The organism is Gemmiger qucibialis, assembly GCF_027689445.1.
Taxonomy (GTDB): domain Bacteria; phylum Bacillota; class Clostridia; order Oscillospirales; family Ruminococcaceae; genus Gemmiger; species Gemmiger qucibialis.
In genome coordinates this window covers 66,377-81,262 of record NZ_JAQFEN010000004.1, presented here as the reverse complement: position 1 = coordinate 81,262, position 14,886 = coordinate 66,377, and the positions used below count along the sequence as shown (strand labels likewise).

Sequence of the window (14,886 nt, the reverse complement as noted above, 5' to 3'; positions counted from 1 at the left end):
TTATGCTATGGCTCGACCAAAGAAAGAGAAATCTCTTCATAGGGGAAAGCGAGTTTACATCCGTTTCACAGAATTGGAATATGAGCTGGTGGCCGGATACGCTAAAGATGCCGGATATCCGATTGGTACTTTTGTACGCAAACAGGCTCTCCGCGAAAAGCTGGAAGTCAACTATAATATCGTTGCCGATCTTGGCGAGATTCAGAATTTGACGGTGCAGGCCGCAGGCATTGGAAATAATCTCAACCAGATTGCCCGCTATTTCCACGGCGGCGGTCTGGCATCACGCGGAATGTTGGAAGAACTGAAAAAGTGCATTGCGGAAATCCGTGAATTGCGGCAGGAAATCGTTCAGCTTGGAGGTGCATATCGTGGCAATTCTAAAACACATCGCAAGTAAAAATGCCAATTATGGGAGTGCCATCGACTATCTCAAATACCAGCACGATGAGTTTCATCTGGTTCCCGTTCTGGATGAAAGCGGGAATATGCTGCTTCGGGAAGAATTTTATCTTGACGGTTTGAACTGCAATCCCGAAACCTTCGACCTTGAATGTGATCTGTTAAACCAGCAGTACCATAAGAACAACACCTATGATGAAATCAAAAGCCACCACTACATTATCAGCCATGACCCCAGAGATAACGCCGACCACGATTTAACAGGAGAACGTGCACAGGCCATCGGGCTGGAATACGCAAAAGCTAATTTTCCGGGGCATCAGGCTTTGGTCTGCACCCATACAGATGGCAATAACGGAACAGGCAACATCCATACCCACATCATAATCAACAGCCTGCGCAAATCCGATATAGAGCCTCAGACCTACACCGAACGGCCAATCGACTGCAAGGCTGGATACAAGCACCACCTTACCAAAGACTATTTGAAGCACCTGCAAAAATCTTTGATGGATATTTGCCAGCGCGAAGGGCTGCATCAGGTCGATCTGCTCTCCCCTGCTGCGGATAAAATCACACAGCAGGAGTACCATGCGCAGCGGCGTGGGCAGCTGAATCTGGACATTGCAAACATGGAACTTTTGGGCGATGGCATCACCCCCATGCACACTACCTTTGAAACAAACAAAGAAAAATTCCGCAATGCCATTTCTGACATTGCGGAACGTGCCACATCTTTTGAGGAATTTCAACGGTTATTAAAAGCGGAATACGGAATTTTGGTAAAAGACCATCGTGGACGATTCAGCTATCTTCCTGCTGACCGACAGAAATTTATTTCTGCCCGCGCTCTCGGTTCTAATTATGACCGCGACAGGCTTCTCCGCATTTTTGCAGAAAATGCGCGGAACAAAGAACGGAACAATCCTCATTTGGCAGCAGATGATCCTATGGCTATTTTGTTCATTAAGTCTGACCTGCGCCTTGTGGTTGACTTGCAGACCTGCGTAAAAGCACAGCAGAGCCGCGCCTATGCGCAGAAAGTCAAGATTTCCAATTTGCAGCAGATGGCACGAACAGTCGCTTATGTGCAGGAACATGGATACGATTCTTACGAAAAACTCTCCGATACCACTGACGCCATTCAATCTAAAATGGCAAAAGCCCGAAGTGATGCCAAATTCACCGAAGCAAAATTGAAAAAAGTCAATGAGCAGATTCGTTATTTAGGCCAGTATCTTTCTACAAAATCAGCCTATGGTGATTTCTTGAAATCCGGCAATAAGAAATCTTTCCGTCAGGCTCATGCAGAGGATATTGCCAAATATGAAGAAGCCCTCCGCATCCTAAAGCAGCACTCCCCAGATGGAAGGTTCCCGACCATGAAAGACCTCCGGGCTGAAAAGGAGCAGCTTACCATTCAGAAAGATGCCCAGTATGACACCTACCACTATTTCAAAGATTACCACAGGGAACTCCAGACTGTATGTGCCAATGTAGATAACATTCTGGGAACAGAACGAGAAGCACGGCGCGAACAGCAGCAATCCCGAAAGAACGAACACTCTCTATAAAACAAAAAGCCAGCCCTGGTCTTTCCTGCGAAAGACTAGGGCTGACCCTTTTCTACCATATTACTCTTAGAACAGGATTTGAACTGTCGCATCCTGAATCAAATCAATGAACTGCTCTTTCGTTATAACTTCTTTGCGGCAAATAATCGACTTATCCGCTTGCTGCCGTGTATAAGTCAATTTTCTATCATCGTGGCGAAGCTGCCGCACCGCATCCAAAGTCAAGGCGCCCTCACGATACATCTGACACAAAATAAAGTCATTTGACTTAAAGGCCACCGAAATCGGAGAATCCAGCGCAGGAGTAAATTCAGAATTTCCCGTTAAGATACGCTCTGCATTCGTTTGGAACTCATGCGCATCCGTATCCTGCGTATAGATTGTCAGGCTGTCCACTCCATCATGATACCACGCGAATATTTCAGCAAGGATCGTCAACGAGATTTCTCCCGCATTCTTTTTAAGAGTGCGACCCGTTGACAGCGTTCTTCCATGAATCGGCCATTCATCGTACAGCCGGTTCATCCATTCCTCTGCGGAAGGCAAGTCAATCAGATCTTCGGTTTTTACTTTTCTGCGAAGGAAGCGCATCAACTCTGACACACGCGATACCGCAGCTTCAACGATGTAGTACAGGTTCACATCTTCATCATTGACAAAAGCACCGTACTTTGTTTCATCAATCCAACGAATAGGATACCCTTGTGCCTGAAGCTGCTCAACATAGGTGCTTCTGTATGTAGAATCCTCAATTTCCTCCATTACCCACTTTGGTATCAGAATCAAATCGTATACGCTGAGGATTCCATCAGATGGATAACTTCTCTGGCTCAACTCGTGCATAAATGCCAGTGATGAGTTATCCATAAGTGCTATTTTGGTCTCCCCAGCATATTCTTTATACTCTGGTATATTAAGCATCGGCCTCTCCCGTCAGCATTTTAAATTCACTTAAAACCGTTTTCAGAAATGCTTCATTGTCTTTATGGTATTCCACTTCCGGCTCATTGCGAATCGTCTTATTGATTTTCTCTTGCAGCGGACTTACATTTACTACATACGAAGGCCGTACAAGGGAATCATCCAATCCCAAATCGCGGAATCTGTGTGCAATGTCTTCAACCTGCACATCAAAGTTTTCCTTAACTTCTTCCGCAATAGCCGTGTTCCCATTCTTTACTGCACTTTCATACAGAGAAATCAGCACCGCCTTATAGGGAGCTTGGAAAGCGTTCATGCACTGAAACGTTTTTGCTTGGAACTCCATATCCTTTAAGCCCTCAAAGTACGGCATAAGGTTTCCCAGAAGCATAAGCGCAGCAAAGTGTTCTGCTTTTCGTTCTTCCATCAGGATTTCGGATTCAATTAAATGGTCAAAAGAAACTTCATCAAACAATAGATGATAAATTTCATGCCACACTGTAAAATACTGATTTGCTCTCGGAAGTGCCGTATTGATCAAGGGGATTCGTTTTCCATCCCGAACAAAAATTGCTCCGCTTAAATAGCGATTATCAATCGGCAGCTGTATCAAACCATATGGTCTTAAAATCTGTAACGCCAACTGTATCGGAGAATTTATCTGCATCGGATTGTATTTTGACCAGATAAGCGAAGCACTCTGCTTCATCTGTTCCTCGATAACTTCGTTCCTTTTGATAACTTCATCTAAGTTGGCTGCTGTAATTCGCTCACTCATAGCCTTCCGCCTTTAATAATAAACACTGCAAAGGTTTAGAATATCCTGTAACAAATCATACTCCATCTTTGCCTTATCATTCACCTGATAATCAATCGGCGCATTCTCTGAGAACACGGCATCTGTACTTTGCATTCTCGGTGAAAATCCCATCAAAGTATCCGGGTCAATGCTCAAACTGGTAAGAATCTTGTTCAAGTGCTTATCGAATGTACTTTTGCTATCTATCTCGCCATTCAAAATCTTATCTAAAGTAGGGCGAGAAATCTCTGTTTTCTTGCAGAACGATACCTTTGAGAATCCATTGCTGCGAATATAGTCCTTTAATTTTGTCCCTGTCAGTTTTCTCATTTCAAAAAGTTCATCAAAACGCATTTTTCATCTCTCCCTTCTGCTATTATTATATACCATCAGCTTCGGGAAATCAATCGTAATGTAAAAAAGTTTTTTACATTACGACTCTAACGCAAAAAAGATGGCCTCCTTTTGGGGGAAGCCATCTCAACGACATTACGGCATTTTAACTTTTTCGACTTCTTTCCTGCTCCTGCTGCGGTGCATTGTCTTTTTGTCGCCGCTCAGCCTGCTTAATATGCAGCCGATCCAGCACCGACCACCTGCCACCAATGCGCCGGGGCTTTTTCGGCACATTATTGACGCAGCCATCTATCATATTGTAGTTTTGCTCTGTGCCGGATTCTTTGGCGCGTTCCGCTGTACCGTTTTCAAAGAACTTCTGATGGTGCAGCAGTTCAGGCTTTGGGCCTTGTAAAAAAGCACTCATCTTTCTGGTAGCTTCTCCATCGAAACCTAAAGCTGTCTGCGTCACAAAGGCTCCACTCTCGTGAAGAATAATGCTCGGCGGTGGATTCTTCGTTTGTTCACTTCTCATCTGAACAAACCGCTGACCATCGACCTCTACTTCATCTGATACCAGCCATGTTCCTTTTTGCCCTGCCACCTGATAGCCGCCCTCATCAAGAATCAGGTATGTGCCGCTCTGGGGCTTTGGGAAAAAGCCGTTGAATCTCACCAGCCTATCCTTATCAACATAGAAAAAAGAGGTTTTGCCTGCCGCAGTCAATCCGATGACATCACTGACCCCAAATTTTCTAATTTTGAATTTGTCCGGGTTAATGCTTTCCATCTTTTTACGAATAGCTTCCTCGCCCATTCCTCGCGTAGCCGTACCGGAATAGCCCGTACCATAATTGTCTGCGGTTATCATAAAGCCATGCTGAATCTGGTATTCATAGCTGCGGCAGCGATACTCACGGTTTTTCTCAGAATTGTCGATCTGGTAAATCACAAATATATCTGAACTCATTTTCCTATATCATCCTCCGGCCTATGCCATTCCAGTTCCAGCCCCTTGAACTGCTGCTCATTCAACTGCTGCATCTTCTCGATCGTCTGCTGAACCAGTACAGCCATCTCCGCATCCTCTGCCACAAGCGGCTGGGCTTCCGTCAACACCTTAATCGTATCCCTGAGCGTCGGCTGCTCAAACATCGCCATCAGCATCAATTCCAGTTCATCAAAGCGTACATTGCTCATAACTCCATTCCTTTCTTTTTCGCTTTCTTCGGCTTATCCTGTTCCTGTGCAGGCTGCTCCTGTTTCTTGGCTTTCAGACTGCGCAGGGCATCCATAACAGACTTTTTCGTACTGCCGCGTTCCTGCTCCTTGCTCTGCTGTCGTGCCGCCATCAGCTTTTCCATATCAGAGATCGCCTGCTGCACCAGCTTATCATCCCTGAAATAGTTGATGGAGTTGATGTTCTCGCGCTGCACTTTATCGTTCACGACCAGCTCATACATTCCAACAAAGCCACCATCTTCCTCGATGCAGAATCCAATGCACTTGTCGGCGTTCATCCGCTCGGACGGAATCTTGTCGTAGGCTTCCAAGGCTTCTTCCATCGTCAGATGGTCGTGGAACTCTCCCGCAAACGTAAACTCCAAACACTCCGCAACATAAAAGCTGAGCGTTTCTTCCGGCGCAGGTCTTTCTGCGGCGAGTTTTTCTTTCAAAACTTCTGCCTGTTGTTCCGCCACCGTATCGGCCTGTTCCCGTAGTTCTGCCGCGTCCATGACTTTGCCCTCTGCCGCATCGCAGCCGAACTCTGTCAGCAGCTCCGTCATAGCCTCCTGCACAGACTTATCTCCGTCCGTTTCAAGGATGCCGCCATCCCGTTCCGTGAAGTCCCTATTATATAAGGTATAGTCGAAACCGTCCTCACAGGTTTGGATATGGAAATAGGCATCCGGCAATTCGTAGGCCAGTTCCACATCCTGCACAGCTAAGGCCCCCTGTAACGGCTGGATAACATGATTCTGAATATACGGGTTATCCCAGCCTGAAACCGTTTTGTAGTCCTCCACGATGGTGTCAAGGCCGTTCCTACACTGCAAAATATCCAGCGAACCCGGCAGCGGATCAGGATTTTTCTCCACGCCCAGGGCTTTCATGTAATGATTCGGAAGTGCCTGATACTGTGACATTGCATCATCCAGATTTCCGAACCTCTCGATTTTCAAAGGAGCATCCTGCAGATTTTCGACCACATAGAACTGCTTTACGAAAGGCTGCTCCTGTTCCAGTTTTTTCTGCGCTTCCAATTCTTTCCTGAACATCGTCACAAAGCCATCCAGAATAGCCGGATGGCTGTCAACCACCCAGTCTGTGCGGAAGGTCATACGGTCTGCATTATGCTCTGGGGTACTTACCTGCTCTGCCCATTCCTTGTTGCGACGAGAAAAGCGGCCATCGTAGCTTTTATGGTGCAGAGTATTCGCCAGAATATAGCCCACACGCTCCATGCCGTACTGCCGCACCACCTGATCGACCGCGCCATCGCCAAGGTACATTCCGTCATAGTTGTCCGCAATCGCTTCTTGGATTGCCTGCTTGCACTCGCTGTTCAGCCGATAGGATGTGCGGTATAAATCCACTTCGTCGTTTTCTTTGGCATAGCTGAACGGCTCATAATAGACAGGCACCTCCGAATAGTCCTGTGCGCTGTTGTCCGGCACAGACGCAGCCTTTTCAATGATCTCCGATACAACATCTTCTTTTTTCGGCATATTCCATTTTTCAGAGAAATATTTCTGCACGGCCTCCTGAAAATCTTCATCGAAGCCGTTCCACAAATCTTCTGCTACCAGCTTGCCATGCTCATTGACTGCAACACAAGCCGCCATATCGCCGTGTTCCTCATGCTCCAGCAGGAAGAACTTTTCGCCGCCAATTTCCGTTTCATCAATAGCGTACCATGTGCCGATATGCCCCTCCACTGCGATATGGTAGGAATCGCTGTGGATCAGTGCATTGTTTTTCTGCTGCTGTTCCTCCATGAACTCTCGCACGGTCAACTCTGCGCCTGTGAAGTTCAGTCCTTCCTCGCCAAGTTCCAGCCGCCCCTCCGCGCCAAGGTCAAGTTCTTCGGCCATCAGGACAGATGCCGCATGGTTCACCACCACAGTTTTCTCCACTGTAATGGGCTGGCCTGGGTCATAGTCCGAACCGCGCAGGTCATAGCGGTACAATCCCTCCGGCACATCTTCATCCCGCAGTCGGCCATTGCTGAAAAGACCAGGCTTATCAAAGATTTCGATTTCCTGCAATTTTTCGTTCAAAAGGTTCTCTTTCTGCAAATCCATATTCCTTTCCTTGAAAAAATCAGGCAGCTCTGCAAAGCCGATGCTGTCCACATAGTAGGCTTTGAGAGACTTGCCATCGTTCAGCACCACAACATCACTGACGGAAAGCGAATGTCCGGTAAAATCCGCTGGACGCTGGATATTGAAGCGTTCGTAAATAGCTTCAAGTGTATCTTTTTCCGTAAGAGGCTCGGTATAGACCAGTTCATAGTCTGCACAGTTTACTTCCATCCCATGCCGCTTTACAAAATCCAGATTCATAAAGCGGTAGTCGTGTTCCGGGTCACGGGCAGTGATCTGGTAGATGCCAAACTGCTTTTCGCTGCCGGAAAGCAGCTTCTGCTCCTTAACTACTGCATCCATACGAGTTATCAGTTCTGCCGCCTTTTCTGCGGACTCTCCCTCTGATTCCTCCACTGCGGCTTGCAGCCATTCCCGGATCAGCTGAACATCCCCAGCCTGAATCTGTTCTTTCAGTGCTTCAACTGCCTGCTCCCGATCCTCTACGCTGTCCTTATAGTGGTAGAAATCGAAGTCAAAGGCATAATCGTCAAGGTCTACTGCCAGCTTTTCAACGGGTGCTTTCTCGCCGTTTTCCATTGTTTTCTGCTTGTCCTTTTCCAAATCTTCCTTAGCAATCTGGAAATAGTCACTTCCACGTTCGATTTCTTCACGCCCTGTGACAAGAACTGGCCACGGGCTGATACGGATAAGATAAATCTGCTTGCCCTCATCAAACAGCCGCAGAGCCTGCTCCCGACTTATCACCGTCAGTGCGGCATCCGGGCGGGCATACTCATCTTCCAGATACTCTTCGTTCTTTTCCAGCAAAATTGCACTCCATGCGTCAGCCTTGATTCCGAAAATGCCATCATGCTGTTCGATCTCTTCCTGACTGGCGAAATCTCCTGCCGTGCCATCCTGAAACAGCGGATAAATCCTCTCACCCAGCCGATGCCACTCCCGTGCGCCCTCTTTCGTCAGCGGCAGCACATCATCTTTCTGATAGCCATAGTCGTGCATTTCCGAAAGACCAATCATCCCATCCGGGAGATTTTCGATTTTCTCCTGCGCATCGTACATCAGGCGGTTGGCTTCTTCTTTGTCATCCTCGGCCAGTGCAGCCGCCAGACCATTCACCAGTTCTTCCGTTGCTGCCCGATCATCCAGCTTGAAAGCCAAATTCACGATAAGGTTTCGCTGCTCATCATCGAAAATCGTTTTCTCCTGCTCCCTGTCGGCAATCAGCTTTTCCGCATACTGCATCGCGGTCATGCGCTCTGCGCTCCTTTCTGCCACTGCCGCTTCCAGCTTTTCCAGAAAGTCGGCTGCGGTCAATCGAATCGTATCCATCGAATCTTTCAGTTCCTTCATCTCTTTGCCGCTGGCCCAGCTTGCCACATACGGGAAAGAATAGTCGGATGTGTCAATGCCCAGAGCCGAGCAAACCGTAAATGCGATGCTTTCCGCTTCGGTCTCTTTCGTAAGCCGGTCTTTTTCTTCCCCACGCTGTTTCATCAAATCGCTATTATGCAGCATCGCATGAGCGACCTCGTGGATCATCGTCTTTATGGTCTGGCTCTCACCCATGCCGACCTGAATACAGATTTCTTTGTCTGCATCACTGTAATAGCCTTTTGCATCCCCTTCGATCTCATCGAACCGCATCGGCACAGGCGATACCTGCTCGATTGCCGCCGTAAGCAGCGCATAGTCTTTGACGCTGGCGGTCAGCTCGTTCACTTCCAGCGACGGAATCGGTTCACCATCCGTCTGCGATATATCAAAAACAGTCGTCAATCGGAATCTCGGAACCACATACTCCACACGCTCCATTTCTGGCTCACCGTTTTCGTTCAGTACAGCCAGTCCCGTATCCTTGTCGATTTTCTCGCGTTCTTCCACTTCCTTGATGGGAGCCGGAGCAATGATCTGGATGCCCTTTTCTCCTTTTTTGACGTAGCGGTTGAACTTATTCTTCCATGCGTTAAACCCTGCCACCAGTGTGGCATCAGGCCGCTGCATTGCGATCAGCAGCGTATTGTTGAAGCTGTAATTATGGAATTTTGCCATCGTGCGCAGATACGTCGTATACATTTCCGAAGTGAAAATGTCCTTTACGCCCTGCTCCAGCCGTTCCGTGATTTCTTTCATCTGCTGTTTGCGGTCAACCGCCATGCAAGACCTCCTTTTTCTTGACCCATCGTGTTTTCATCTGGCGCGGATATTGGTCGGCCTGTTTCGGTGCTTTTGCGCCGTTCCACTCCAATCCTCCGGCTCTGCCCTCACAGGTATATCCGGCAGCTTTCAAGGAACTGCCATTCTCCGTATCCAGAATGTAGGTAACAACTCTGTTGTAACCCATTGCCCGTGCTGCACGGTACGCCGCCGCATACAGGATGCTGCAGGCGTTTGGAGTTCCATCCGTACACAGGCGATTAACTTCCAGCGTGTAGCCATCGTCCAGACGCCGTGCCACAGGTCTGCCGCAGATAGCAACGCCCACTAACGCGCCATCGTCCGATACGCCGATGGAGAACTTATGCCCTCGTGTCGGCTTATGGTGGCGGTGATACTGCTGCACAAATGCGTTTGCCGTTTTCAGATTGATCGGTGTTAAAGTAAGCAAATTTCCTCCTTCCTAAAAAACACCCCGTCAGATAAACTGACGGGGCTGCTCATTTACAGTTCCATATCGTGACTTTTCCGCTTCTGGGATTTCTGCGGTTCTGCGGTGCGCTCTGCCTGCTTTGCATGAAGCTGTGTCAGCACAGAGGGTTTCCGCACATCGTCCGCAGTGCGCTCTGCAACGCGGCCTGCGTAGTTCACAGGCTGTCGCGGCTTGTCTGCGACTTCGGTTTCGGCTGCATCCTCGTCCACTCCCAGCGCATCCTCACCGCCCTTTTCGTCCATGTTGAGCAGAGAGTTCAGCTCTGCAAGGCGCGCGGATTTTTCAGCCAATTCTGCTTCCTGCGCGAAAGGACGTTTGGCTTCTTCCTTTGCCTGCGCCAACTGCTGTTCCAAGGTTTCCAGTCTGCGTTCCACCTGCGGCAATGCTCTTTCGATACCTGTCAGTGCATTGGTAACGCGCAGGATATTACCCAGCGGGTCTTTGCCGACTTCCATCGAATAGTTCCATGCGCCCTTGATGGACAAACGGAACACCTTATCGAAGTTGTCAAACCGGGAGTGCAGTTCAAACGCACCGTAGCTGCCGATTCTGCCCTCGGTACCAGCCGCCTTCAAAGCCTTACAAGCCTCGATGATGGCCGCGCCCGCTTCTTTGCGTTCGGTGTACACCTTACCGCTGATTTCCATAGCGAAGTGGTCTTTATCCTGCGCCAGAAGTGGTTTTGCCGCTTCCATATCGGTTTTCAGTGCTTCGATCTGACCCTGTGCCACAGCGATTTCTCGCGGATAGCGGCGCGCAATATCCGATTCCAAGCTATAAATCTGACTGGTGTGATTGGCTTTCAGCAGCTTCAGCTTGCTGACCTGAATATCCAAGTCCATCTTTTCCTTGATGTAGGGATTACCCGTTGCCAGTGCCTTGATTTCGGCATAAGACAGCGCGGTATCGTCCACATCGTCGCAGGCACGGACAGGCGATTTGGAAGTCATGATCTGCGAGATGAACTTCTGCTTATTTTCCAGAATCTGCCACATATACGAATCAAACGTATTTTCAGTGACGTAACGATAGATTTTCACCTGCTTATTCTGGTTTCCCTGCCGAAGAATACGCCCCTCCTGCTGTTCCAGGTCAGACGGCTTCCATGGGCAGTCCAGATGATGCAGGGCAATCAACCGATCCTGAATATTGGTTCCTGCGCCAAGTTTCGGTGTAGACCCCATCAGGATGCGCATCTGTCCGGCGCGCACCTTTGCAAAAAGCTCTGCCTTTTTGGTTTCCGTGTTATACTCGTGAATGAACGCCACTTCTTCACGAGGAACACCTCTCGCCACCAATTTTTCCCGCACATCATCGTAGACGTTGAATGTACCATCGGCTTTTGGTGTCGATAAATCGCAGAAAATTAACTGTGTTCCCCTATCCGGGGCAGATTCTTCCCAGACCTTGAACGCATTGTCCACACAGCGATTCACCTTGCTTTCCGGCTCGTCCGGCAGCATATCATTTATAAGCCGCTGGTCGAGTGCCAATTTTCTGCCATCGTTGGTGATCTTGAGCATATTATCGAACTTCGGATTCACGCTGCCGTTGCGTACAGCCTCGGCACGGTCTGCAAAGGAACTTACCATTTCTTCCTGTGTTTCGCTGGGTTTCAGCACTTCGTTGATGTACTCTGCCTGCGGCACAGGCAGGTTCAGCATATCCGCCGTCTGCACATCTGCGGATTCCTTGAACAGGGAAATCAGCTCCGGCAGATTGAAGAACCGGGCAAAACGTGTTTTCGCACGGTAGCCGGTTCCTTCGGGGTCGAGTTTGTCAAGACACTTTTTGTGGATTTTCTAAATTAAACGATTTGTCCGTAAAGAAGCCGCCCAAAACCTCGTGCTTGCAGATGTCCTGAAACACCGTATTCAAAGGCTTTTTGGCACTTTCGGACTGCTTTACATTTACAATGAATGTTGTCTTTCCAATTCGCTGTGAATAAGAATGTTTCTGCTCTTTCATATAGTCCGATCCTCTCTTTCATAAGATTTGATTGTGGGGCATTCATATTAGAACACCCAATAACCGCAGTTTCTCAATAGTTCAAGAAGTCATTAAGTCGTGAGTATAATGGAAAAGGCTATCTTTCCATACCACGCTTGTTCCTTCGAGCCTTGATACGCTCCTGTCGTTCTTTTTCCCTTGCTTCTTTTTCGGCTCGTTCCTGTGCTTCCTTAAAAGAAAAAAGTTGCTTCACTTTTTCGGTAAAAAGTTTAGCAACTTCAGGAAAATGCTCCAACGCTTGAAGAAAAGGTCTGCACTTTTCTTTCAGTTCGTTGTATTTAGTTTTCATTCTTTCGAGTGCGTTTGCACAGTCAAAATATTTCTGTCGGTAATAGTTGGCACTCTGTTCTAATTCGCTGATTTCTGCACGACTGGTAATGCCCTCTTTGGCAAGGGCGGTCAGTTGGGAATAATCCTCTTTGGAAATTGCCATCTTGCCCGTAAAGGTTTTCTGTCCCATACCGTCAATCTCGTTTAAGGTCTTTGAGATATGACGGACAGGCTCATATTTCACTTGCTCTTTCTGAATACGCTGTTGCAGTTTCTCCAAGCGTTCCTTGTCCTGCTTTATTTGATATTGCAGAGAGGTTAAGTGTTCGGCGGTGCTTCCGTATTCGCCACGCTGAAATCCCTTAAATCCTTGCTCGGTCATATAGTTGAACAATTCATCTTGCAGTATGCTGTATGAGGCTCTGAACATCGGCTTTCCGTTCTTTCGCAGTAGTGGATTACCTTTTTCATCGGTTAGCGGAATATCCGATTTCCACTTCTTTGAATGGCTAATCTGATTGACTACTTCCTTAACCGTTCCTCGCAGTTTTTCATCTTTGCAACGCTTGCTCCATAAGATTTCTTTCTCCACCACAGGCAGAACCATAGCGTGAAGATGATAATGGTAAACCTCTTTTCCGAGTTCCTCAGTAGCAGCCACATTGATTTCATCAGCGTGCATTACAGCCGATATGATATTGTCAGCTCCGAATTTTTCTTCGATGAAATGGAACGCTTTTTCATAAAACTGCTTTGCGTATTCGTAGCCGCCGTTACGCTCGAAGTACATCGTGTTCACATCAATCACAATTTCATTGAAGAGCGTTGCGTCTTTCCTCAACCCACGAAGCGATACCAAACCGTCAGTTTCCATCTGCTTTAATTGTTCCATATAAGTCGGGGCAGTCGGTGTTTTGAAATGCACATTAAAGGGTATGCGTTCCTCAATGACATTCATATTTTCATAGGTTTCGTTTTTGCGTTCGTTGTGCCTTTCCGCTTTGCTCACATCGGAAACGGTGTACTTTTTAACCCTTGCACAGCTCATATCCGCTTTGTTGTTTTTAGCCATTTTCGTTCTCCTTTCTCGGCAGGGCGAAGCCATTACACAACATTCTTTGAATGTGTGTAACCCACTATGACACTTTCAGACTTCGCCTGCAAAGATGTCGTGGGCAAGGGTGTTCCCCCTTGACCTCCTTTTGATACCTCAATCATAAAAGCAGACTGTCTGATAAGTGGACAGCCTGCTTCTATTCTCTCGGTATATCGCCCATCGGCAAAGACCAATACCAAAGGAAACCTTTCTTCTTGGAGATAACTCCTGCGTTTTTCTTTGCCTTTTTAATGGTCGATTTCTTGAACCCTGCGGCTTCAAGTTTTTCTTCACAATCCGAAGAAAGCATTTCTCCGCCCTGCAACATTTCAACGAGAAATGATTTTGCTTTCATCTCTTTTTCATTTGGTCTGCCCATTTGTGGAGCAAGAGATAAAAACGCTTCTTCGGCTGTCATCTCCATTTCGGAAATGAAGTCCACGCCTTTCTCGGCAACCTCAAAAAGAATTGCCGAACCTGTTGGTGCGAGATTTGATTTCACTTGCACCAAATATCTTTCCGCAGGTGCTTCCTTGTTCGGTGTGCGTGTGATTGCAAGAATGCTTCTTGCAGCACCCGCAATGTCAATAGAGCCGTTGGTGCGGTAAAGTGGATTATTATCTTTCATCTTGTTCATATGAGCGATAATGACAATCGCACAACCTGTATCTTTCGCAACTGCTATCAGATGATTAAACTCGGCTCTTGTTTCGTTGGCATTGTTCATAGAGCAGTTCTCTCCGATATAGGAACTCATCGGGTCAAGGATTAAAAGTTTTGCGTGGTACATCTCAATCGCTTCACGGATACGGTTGTCCCCAAAAGATAAGGACTTTTCATCTTCCTTGATGAAGATAAGGTTTTCTCCGTTTCCGTTAGCGGAATTGAAGCGAGGGACTACCGTATCGTCTGCGTCATCTTCCGTTGTCTGATAGATGATAGTCATAGGCTCGGTTTCTTCTTCATCAGTAAAGGGAAGTGGTTCTCCCTTTGAGAGCAGGGCGGCGATTGATAACATCAATTTGCTTTTCCCATCACCGGGATCGCCCTGCAACAGCGTAACCTTGCCGAACGGAATATACGGATACCACAGCCATTTCACTTCTTTCGGCTCAATTTCGCTTGCCTTAATAATTTCAAGAGGTACAGTTACATTCATTTCATTTTCAATCATTTTCATAGTTCTTTATTCTCCTTTTCGATAAATATTTTGGGCAATGCACCACAACACAGCGAAAACTCTGCTTACAGTCATTCCTGCATTTTCTGCAAAGCTCGTTGTAGGTAATGCGGTTTCGGTCATTCAGAAACAATGCCCACTCTTGTTTCCGTTTCTTGCTCATTCTCGGCATATCAATCCACCTTTCCAGTTGAAAATAGAAAAAACCACAGGGAAGATACATTAAGCCTTGTTTGTGTCATTTCTCGGGGCGAAAATCGGGGTAAATATCCCTTTCTAAGCCTTTCAAAAAATCACATAAGGTATTTGCACTAACCTGTGG

13 protein-coding genes and 1 pseudogene are annotated in these 14,886 nt (G+C 47.3%); 2 read left to right on the top strand and 12 right to left on the bottom strand.

Translation table 11 applies throughout. The features are described 5' to 3' along the window. Positions 1-7: 7 nt before the first annotated feature. Together PG062_RS08300 and PG062_RS08295 are read left to right on the top strand one after the other, a co-directional pair. Positions 8-400: a plasmid mobilization protein gene (locus tag PG062_RS08300; RefSeq protein WP_227623804.1), complete on the top strand. Its 393-nt coding sequence runs from the start codon at positions 8-10 to the stop codon at positions 398-400. Next, positions 372-1,976 carry a relaxase/mobilization nuclease domain-containing protein gene (locus PG062_RS08295; protein WP_270751918.1) on the top strand — a complete coding sequence of 535 codons (1,605 nt, stop codon included), beginning with the start codon at positions 372-374 and terminating at the stop codon, positions 1,974-1,976. Before PG062_RS08300 ends, PG062_RS08295 begins: the two co-directional genes overlap by 29 nt. Positions 1,977-2,042: 66 nt before the next feature. Here PG062_RS08295 and PG062_RS08290 read toward each other — a convergent pair whose 3' ends face one another. The 12 genes and pseudogenes from PG062_RS08290 to PG062_RS08235 all read right to left on the bottom strand — a co-directional run bounded on the left by PG062_RS08290 (position 2,043) and on the right by PG062_RS08235 (position 14,736). After that, positions 2,043-2,897: a hypothetical protein gene (locus PG062_RS08290; protein ID WP_128117296.1), complete on the bottom strand. Its 855-nt coding sequence runs from the start codon at positions 2,895-2,897 to the stop codon at positions 2,043-2,045. Continuing rightward, positions 2,890-3,675: an ImmA/IrrE family metallo-endopeptidase gene (locus PG062_RS08285; RefSeq protein WP_227623802.1), complete on the bottom strand. Its 786-nt coding sequence runs from the start codon at positions 3,673-3,675 to the stop codon at positions 2,890-2,892. The genes PG062_RS08290 and PG062_RS08285 overlap by 8 nt, the downstream gene beginning before the upstream one ends. Positions 3,676-3,687: 12 nt before the next feature. Further along, positions 3,688-4,050: a helix-turn-helix domain-containing protein gene (locus PG062_RS08280; protein ID WP_227623801.1), complete on the bottom strand. Its 363-nt coding sequence runs from the start codon at positions 4,048-4,050 to the stop codon at positions 3,688-3,690. Positions 4,051-4,195: 145 nt separating this feature from the next. Further along, positions 4,196-4,984 (bottom strand): YodL domain-containing protein, encoded by a 789-nt coding sequence (locus PG062_RS08275; RefSeq protein ID WP_270751917.1) that lies wholly within the window; start codon positions 4,982-4,984, stop codon positions 4,196-4,198. A gap of 14 nt (positions 4,985-4,998) precedes the next feature. Further along, positions 4,999-5,232 carry a transposon-transfer assisting family protein gene (locus PG062_RS08270; RefSeq protein ID WP_227623799.1) on the bottom strand — a complete coding sequence of 78 codons (234 nt, stop codon included), beginning with the start codon at positions 5,230-5,232 and terminating at the stop codon, positions 4,999-5,001. Next, complete coding sequence (locus PG062_RS08265) at positions 5,229-9,515, bottom strand: DUF3849 domain-containing protein (protein WP_270751916.1); 4,287 nt, start codon at positions 9,513-9,515, stop codon at positions 5,229-5,231. The genes PG062_RS08270 and PG062_RS08265 overlap by 4 nt, the downstream gene beginning before the upstream one ends. Then, positions 9,505-9,966, bottom strand: coding sequence for an XF1762 family protein (locus PG062_RS08260; protein ID WP_270751915.1), 462 nt, complete (start codon positions 9,964-9,966; stop codon positions 9,505-9,507). The genes PG062_RS08265 and PG062_RS08260 overlap by 11 nt, the downstream gene beginning before the upstream one ends. 563 nt (positions 9,967-10,529) lie before the next feature. Further along, a pseudogene (locus PG062_RS08255) lies at positions 10,530-11,786 on the bottom strand (helicase-related protein); the annotation flags it as partial. Between the two features lies 1 nt (position 11,787). Further along, the gene (locus tag PG062_RS08250) at positions 11,788-11,976 is read right to left on the bottom strand and encodes a transposon-encoded TnpW family protein (protein ID WP_257362041.1); all 189 of its coding nucleotides are present in this window, start codon (positions 11,974-11,976) and stop codon (positions 11,788-11,790) included. Between the two features lie 118 nt (positions 11,977-12,094). Next, positions 12,095-13,360, bottom strand: coding sequence for a plasmid recombination protein (locus tag PG062_RS08245; RefSeq protein WP_270751914.1), 1,266 nt, complete (start codon positions 13,358-13,360; stop codon positions 12,095-12,097). Between the two features lie 181 nt (positions 13,361-13,541). Further along, positions 13,542-14,564 carry an AAA family ATPase gene (locus tag PG062_RS08240; RefSeq protein WP_270751913.1) on the bottom strand — a complete coding sequence of 341 codons (1,023 nt, stop codon included), beginning with the start codon at positions 14,562-14,564 and terminating at the stop codon, positions 13,542-13,544. Beyond that, entirely contained in the window at positions 14,551-14,736 is a 186-nt protein-coding gene (locus PG062_RS08235; RefSeq protein WP_270751912.1) for a hypothetical protein, read from the bottom strand. Before PG062_RS08235 ends, PG062_RS08240 begins: the two co-directional genes overlap by 14 nt. Positions 14,737-14,886 lie beyond the last annotated feature (150 nt).

Excerpts from the sequence above, each read along its gene's own strand:
- PG062_RS08300 (WP_227623804.1), top strand. The coding sequence starts at position 8 with ATGGCTCGACCAAAGAAAGAGAAATCTCTTCATAGGGGAAAGCGAGTT.
- PG062_RS08290 (WP_128117296.1), bottom strand. The coding sequence starts at position 2,897 with ATGCTTAATATACCAGAGTATAAAGAATATGCTGGGGAGACCAAAATA.
- PG062_RS08285 (WP_227623802.1), bottom strand. The coding sequence starts at position 3,675 with ATGAGTGAGCGAATTACAGCAGCCAACTTAGATGAAGTTATCAAAAGG.
- PG062_RS08280 (WP_227623801.1), bottom strand. The coding sequence starts at position 4,050 with ATGCGTTTTGATGAACTTTTTGAAATGAGAAAACTGACAGGGACAAAA.
- PG062_RS08270 (WP_227623799.1), bottom strand. The coding sequence starts at position 5,232 with ATGAGCAATGTACGCTTTGATGAACTGGAATTGATGCTGATGGCGATG.
- PG062_RS08265 (WP_270751916.1), bottom strand. The coding sequence starts at position 9,515 with ATGGCGGTTGACCGCAAACAGCAGATGAAAGAAATCACGGAACGGCTG.
- PG062_RS08250 (WP_257362041.1), bottom strand. The coding sequence starts at position 11,976 with ATGAAAGAGCAGAAACATTCTTATTCACAGCGAATTGGAAAGACAACA.
- PG062_RS08245 (WP_270751914.1), bottom strand. The coding sequence starts at position 13,360 with ATGGCTAAAAACAACAAAGCGGATATGAGCTGTGCAAGGGTTAAAAAG.
- PG062_RS08240 (WP_270751913.1), bottom strand. The coding sequence starts at position 14,564 with ATGAAAATGATTGAAAATGAAATGAATGTAACTGTACCTCTTGAAATT.
- PG062_RS08235 (WP_270751912.1), bottom strand. The coding sequence starts at position 14,736 with ATGCCGAGAATGAGCAAGAAACGGAAACAAGAGTGGGCATTGTTTCTG.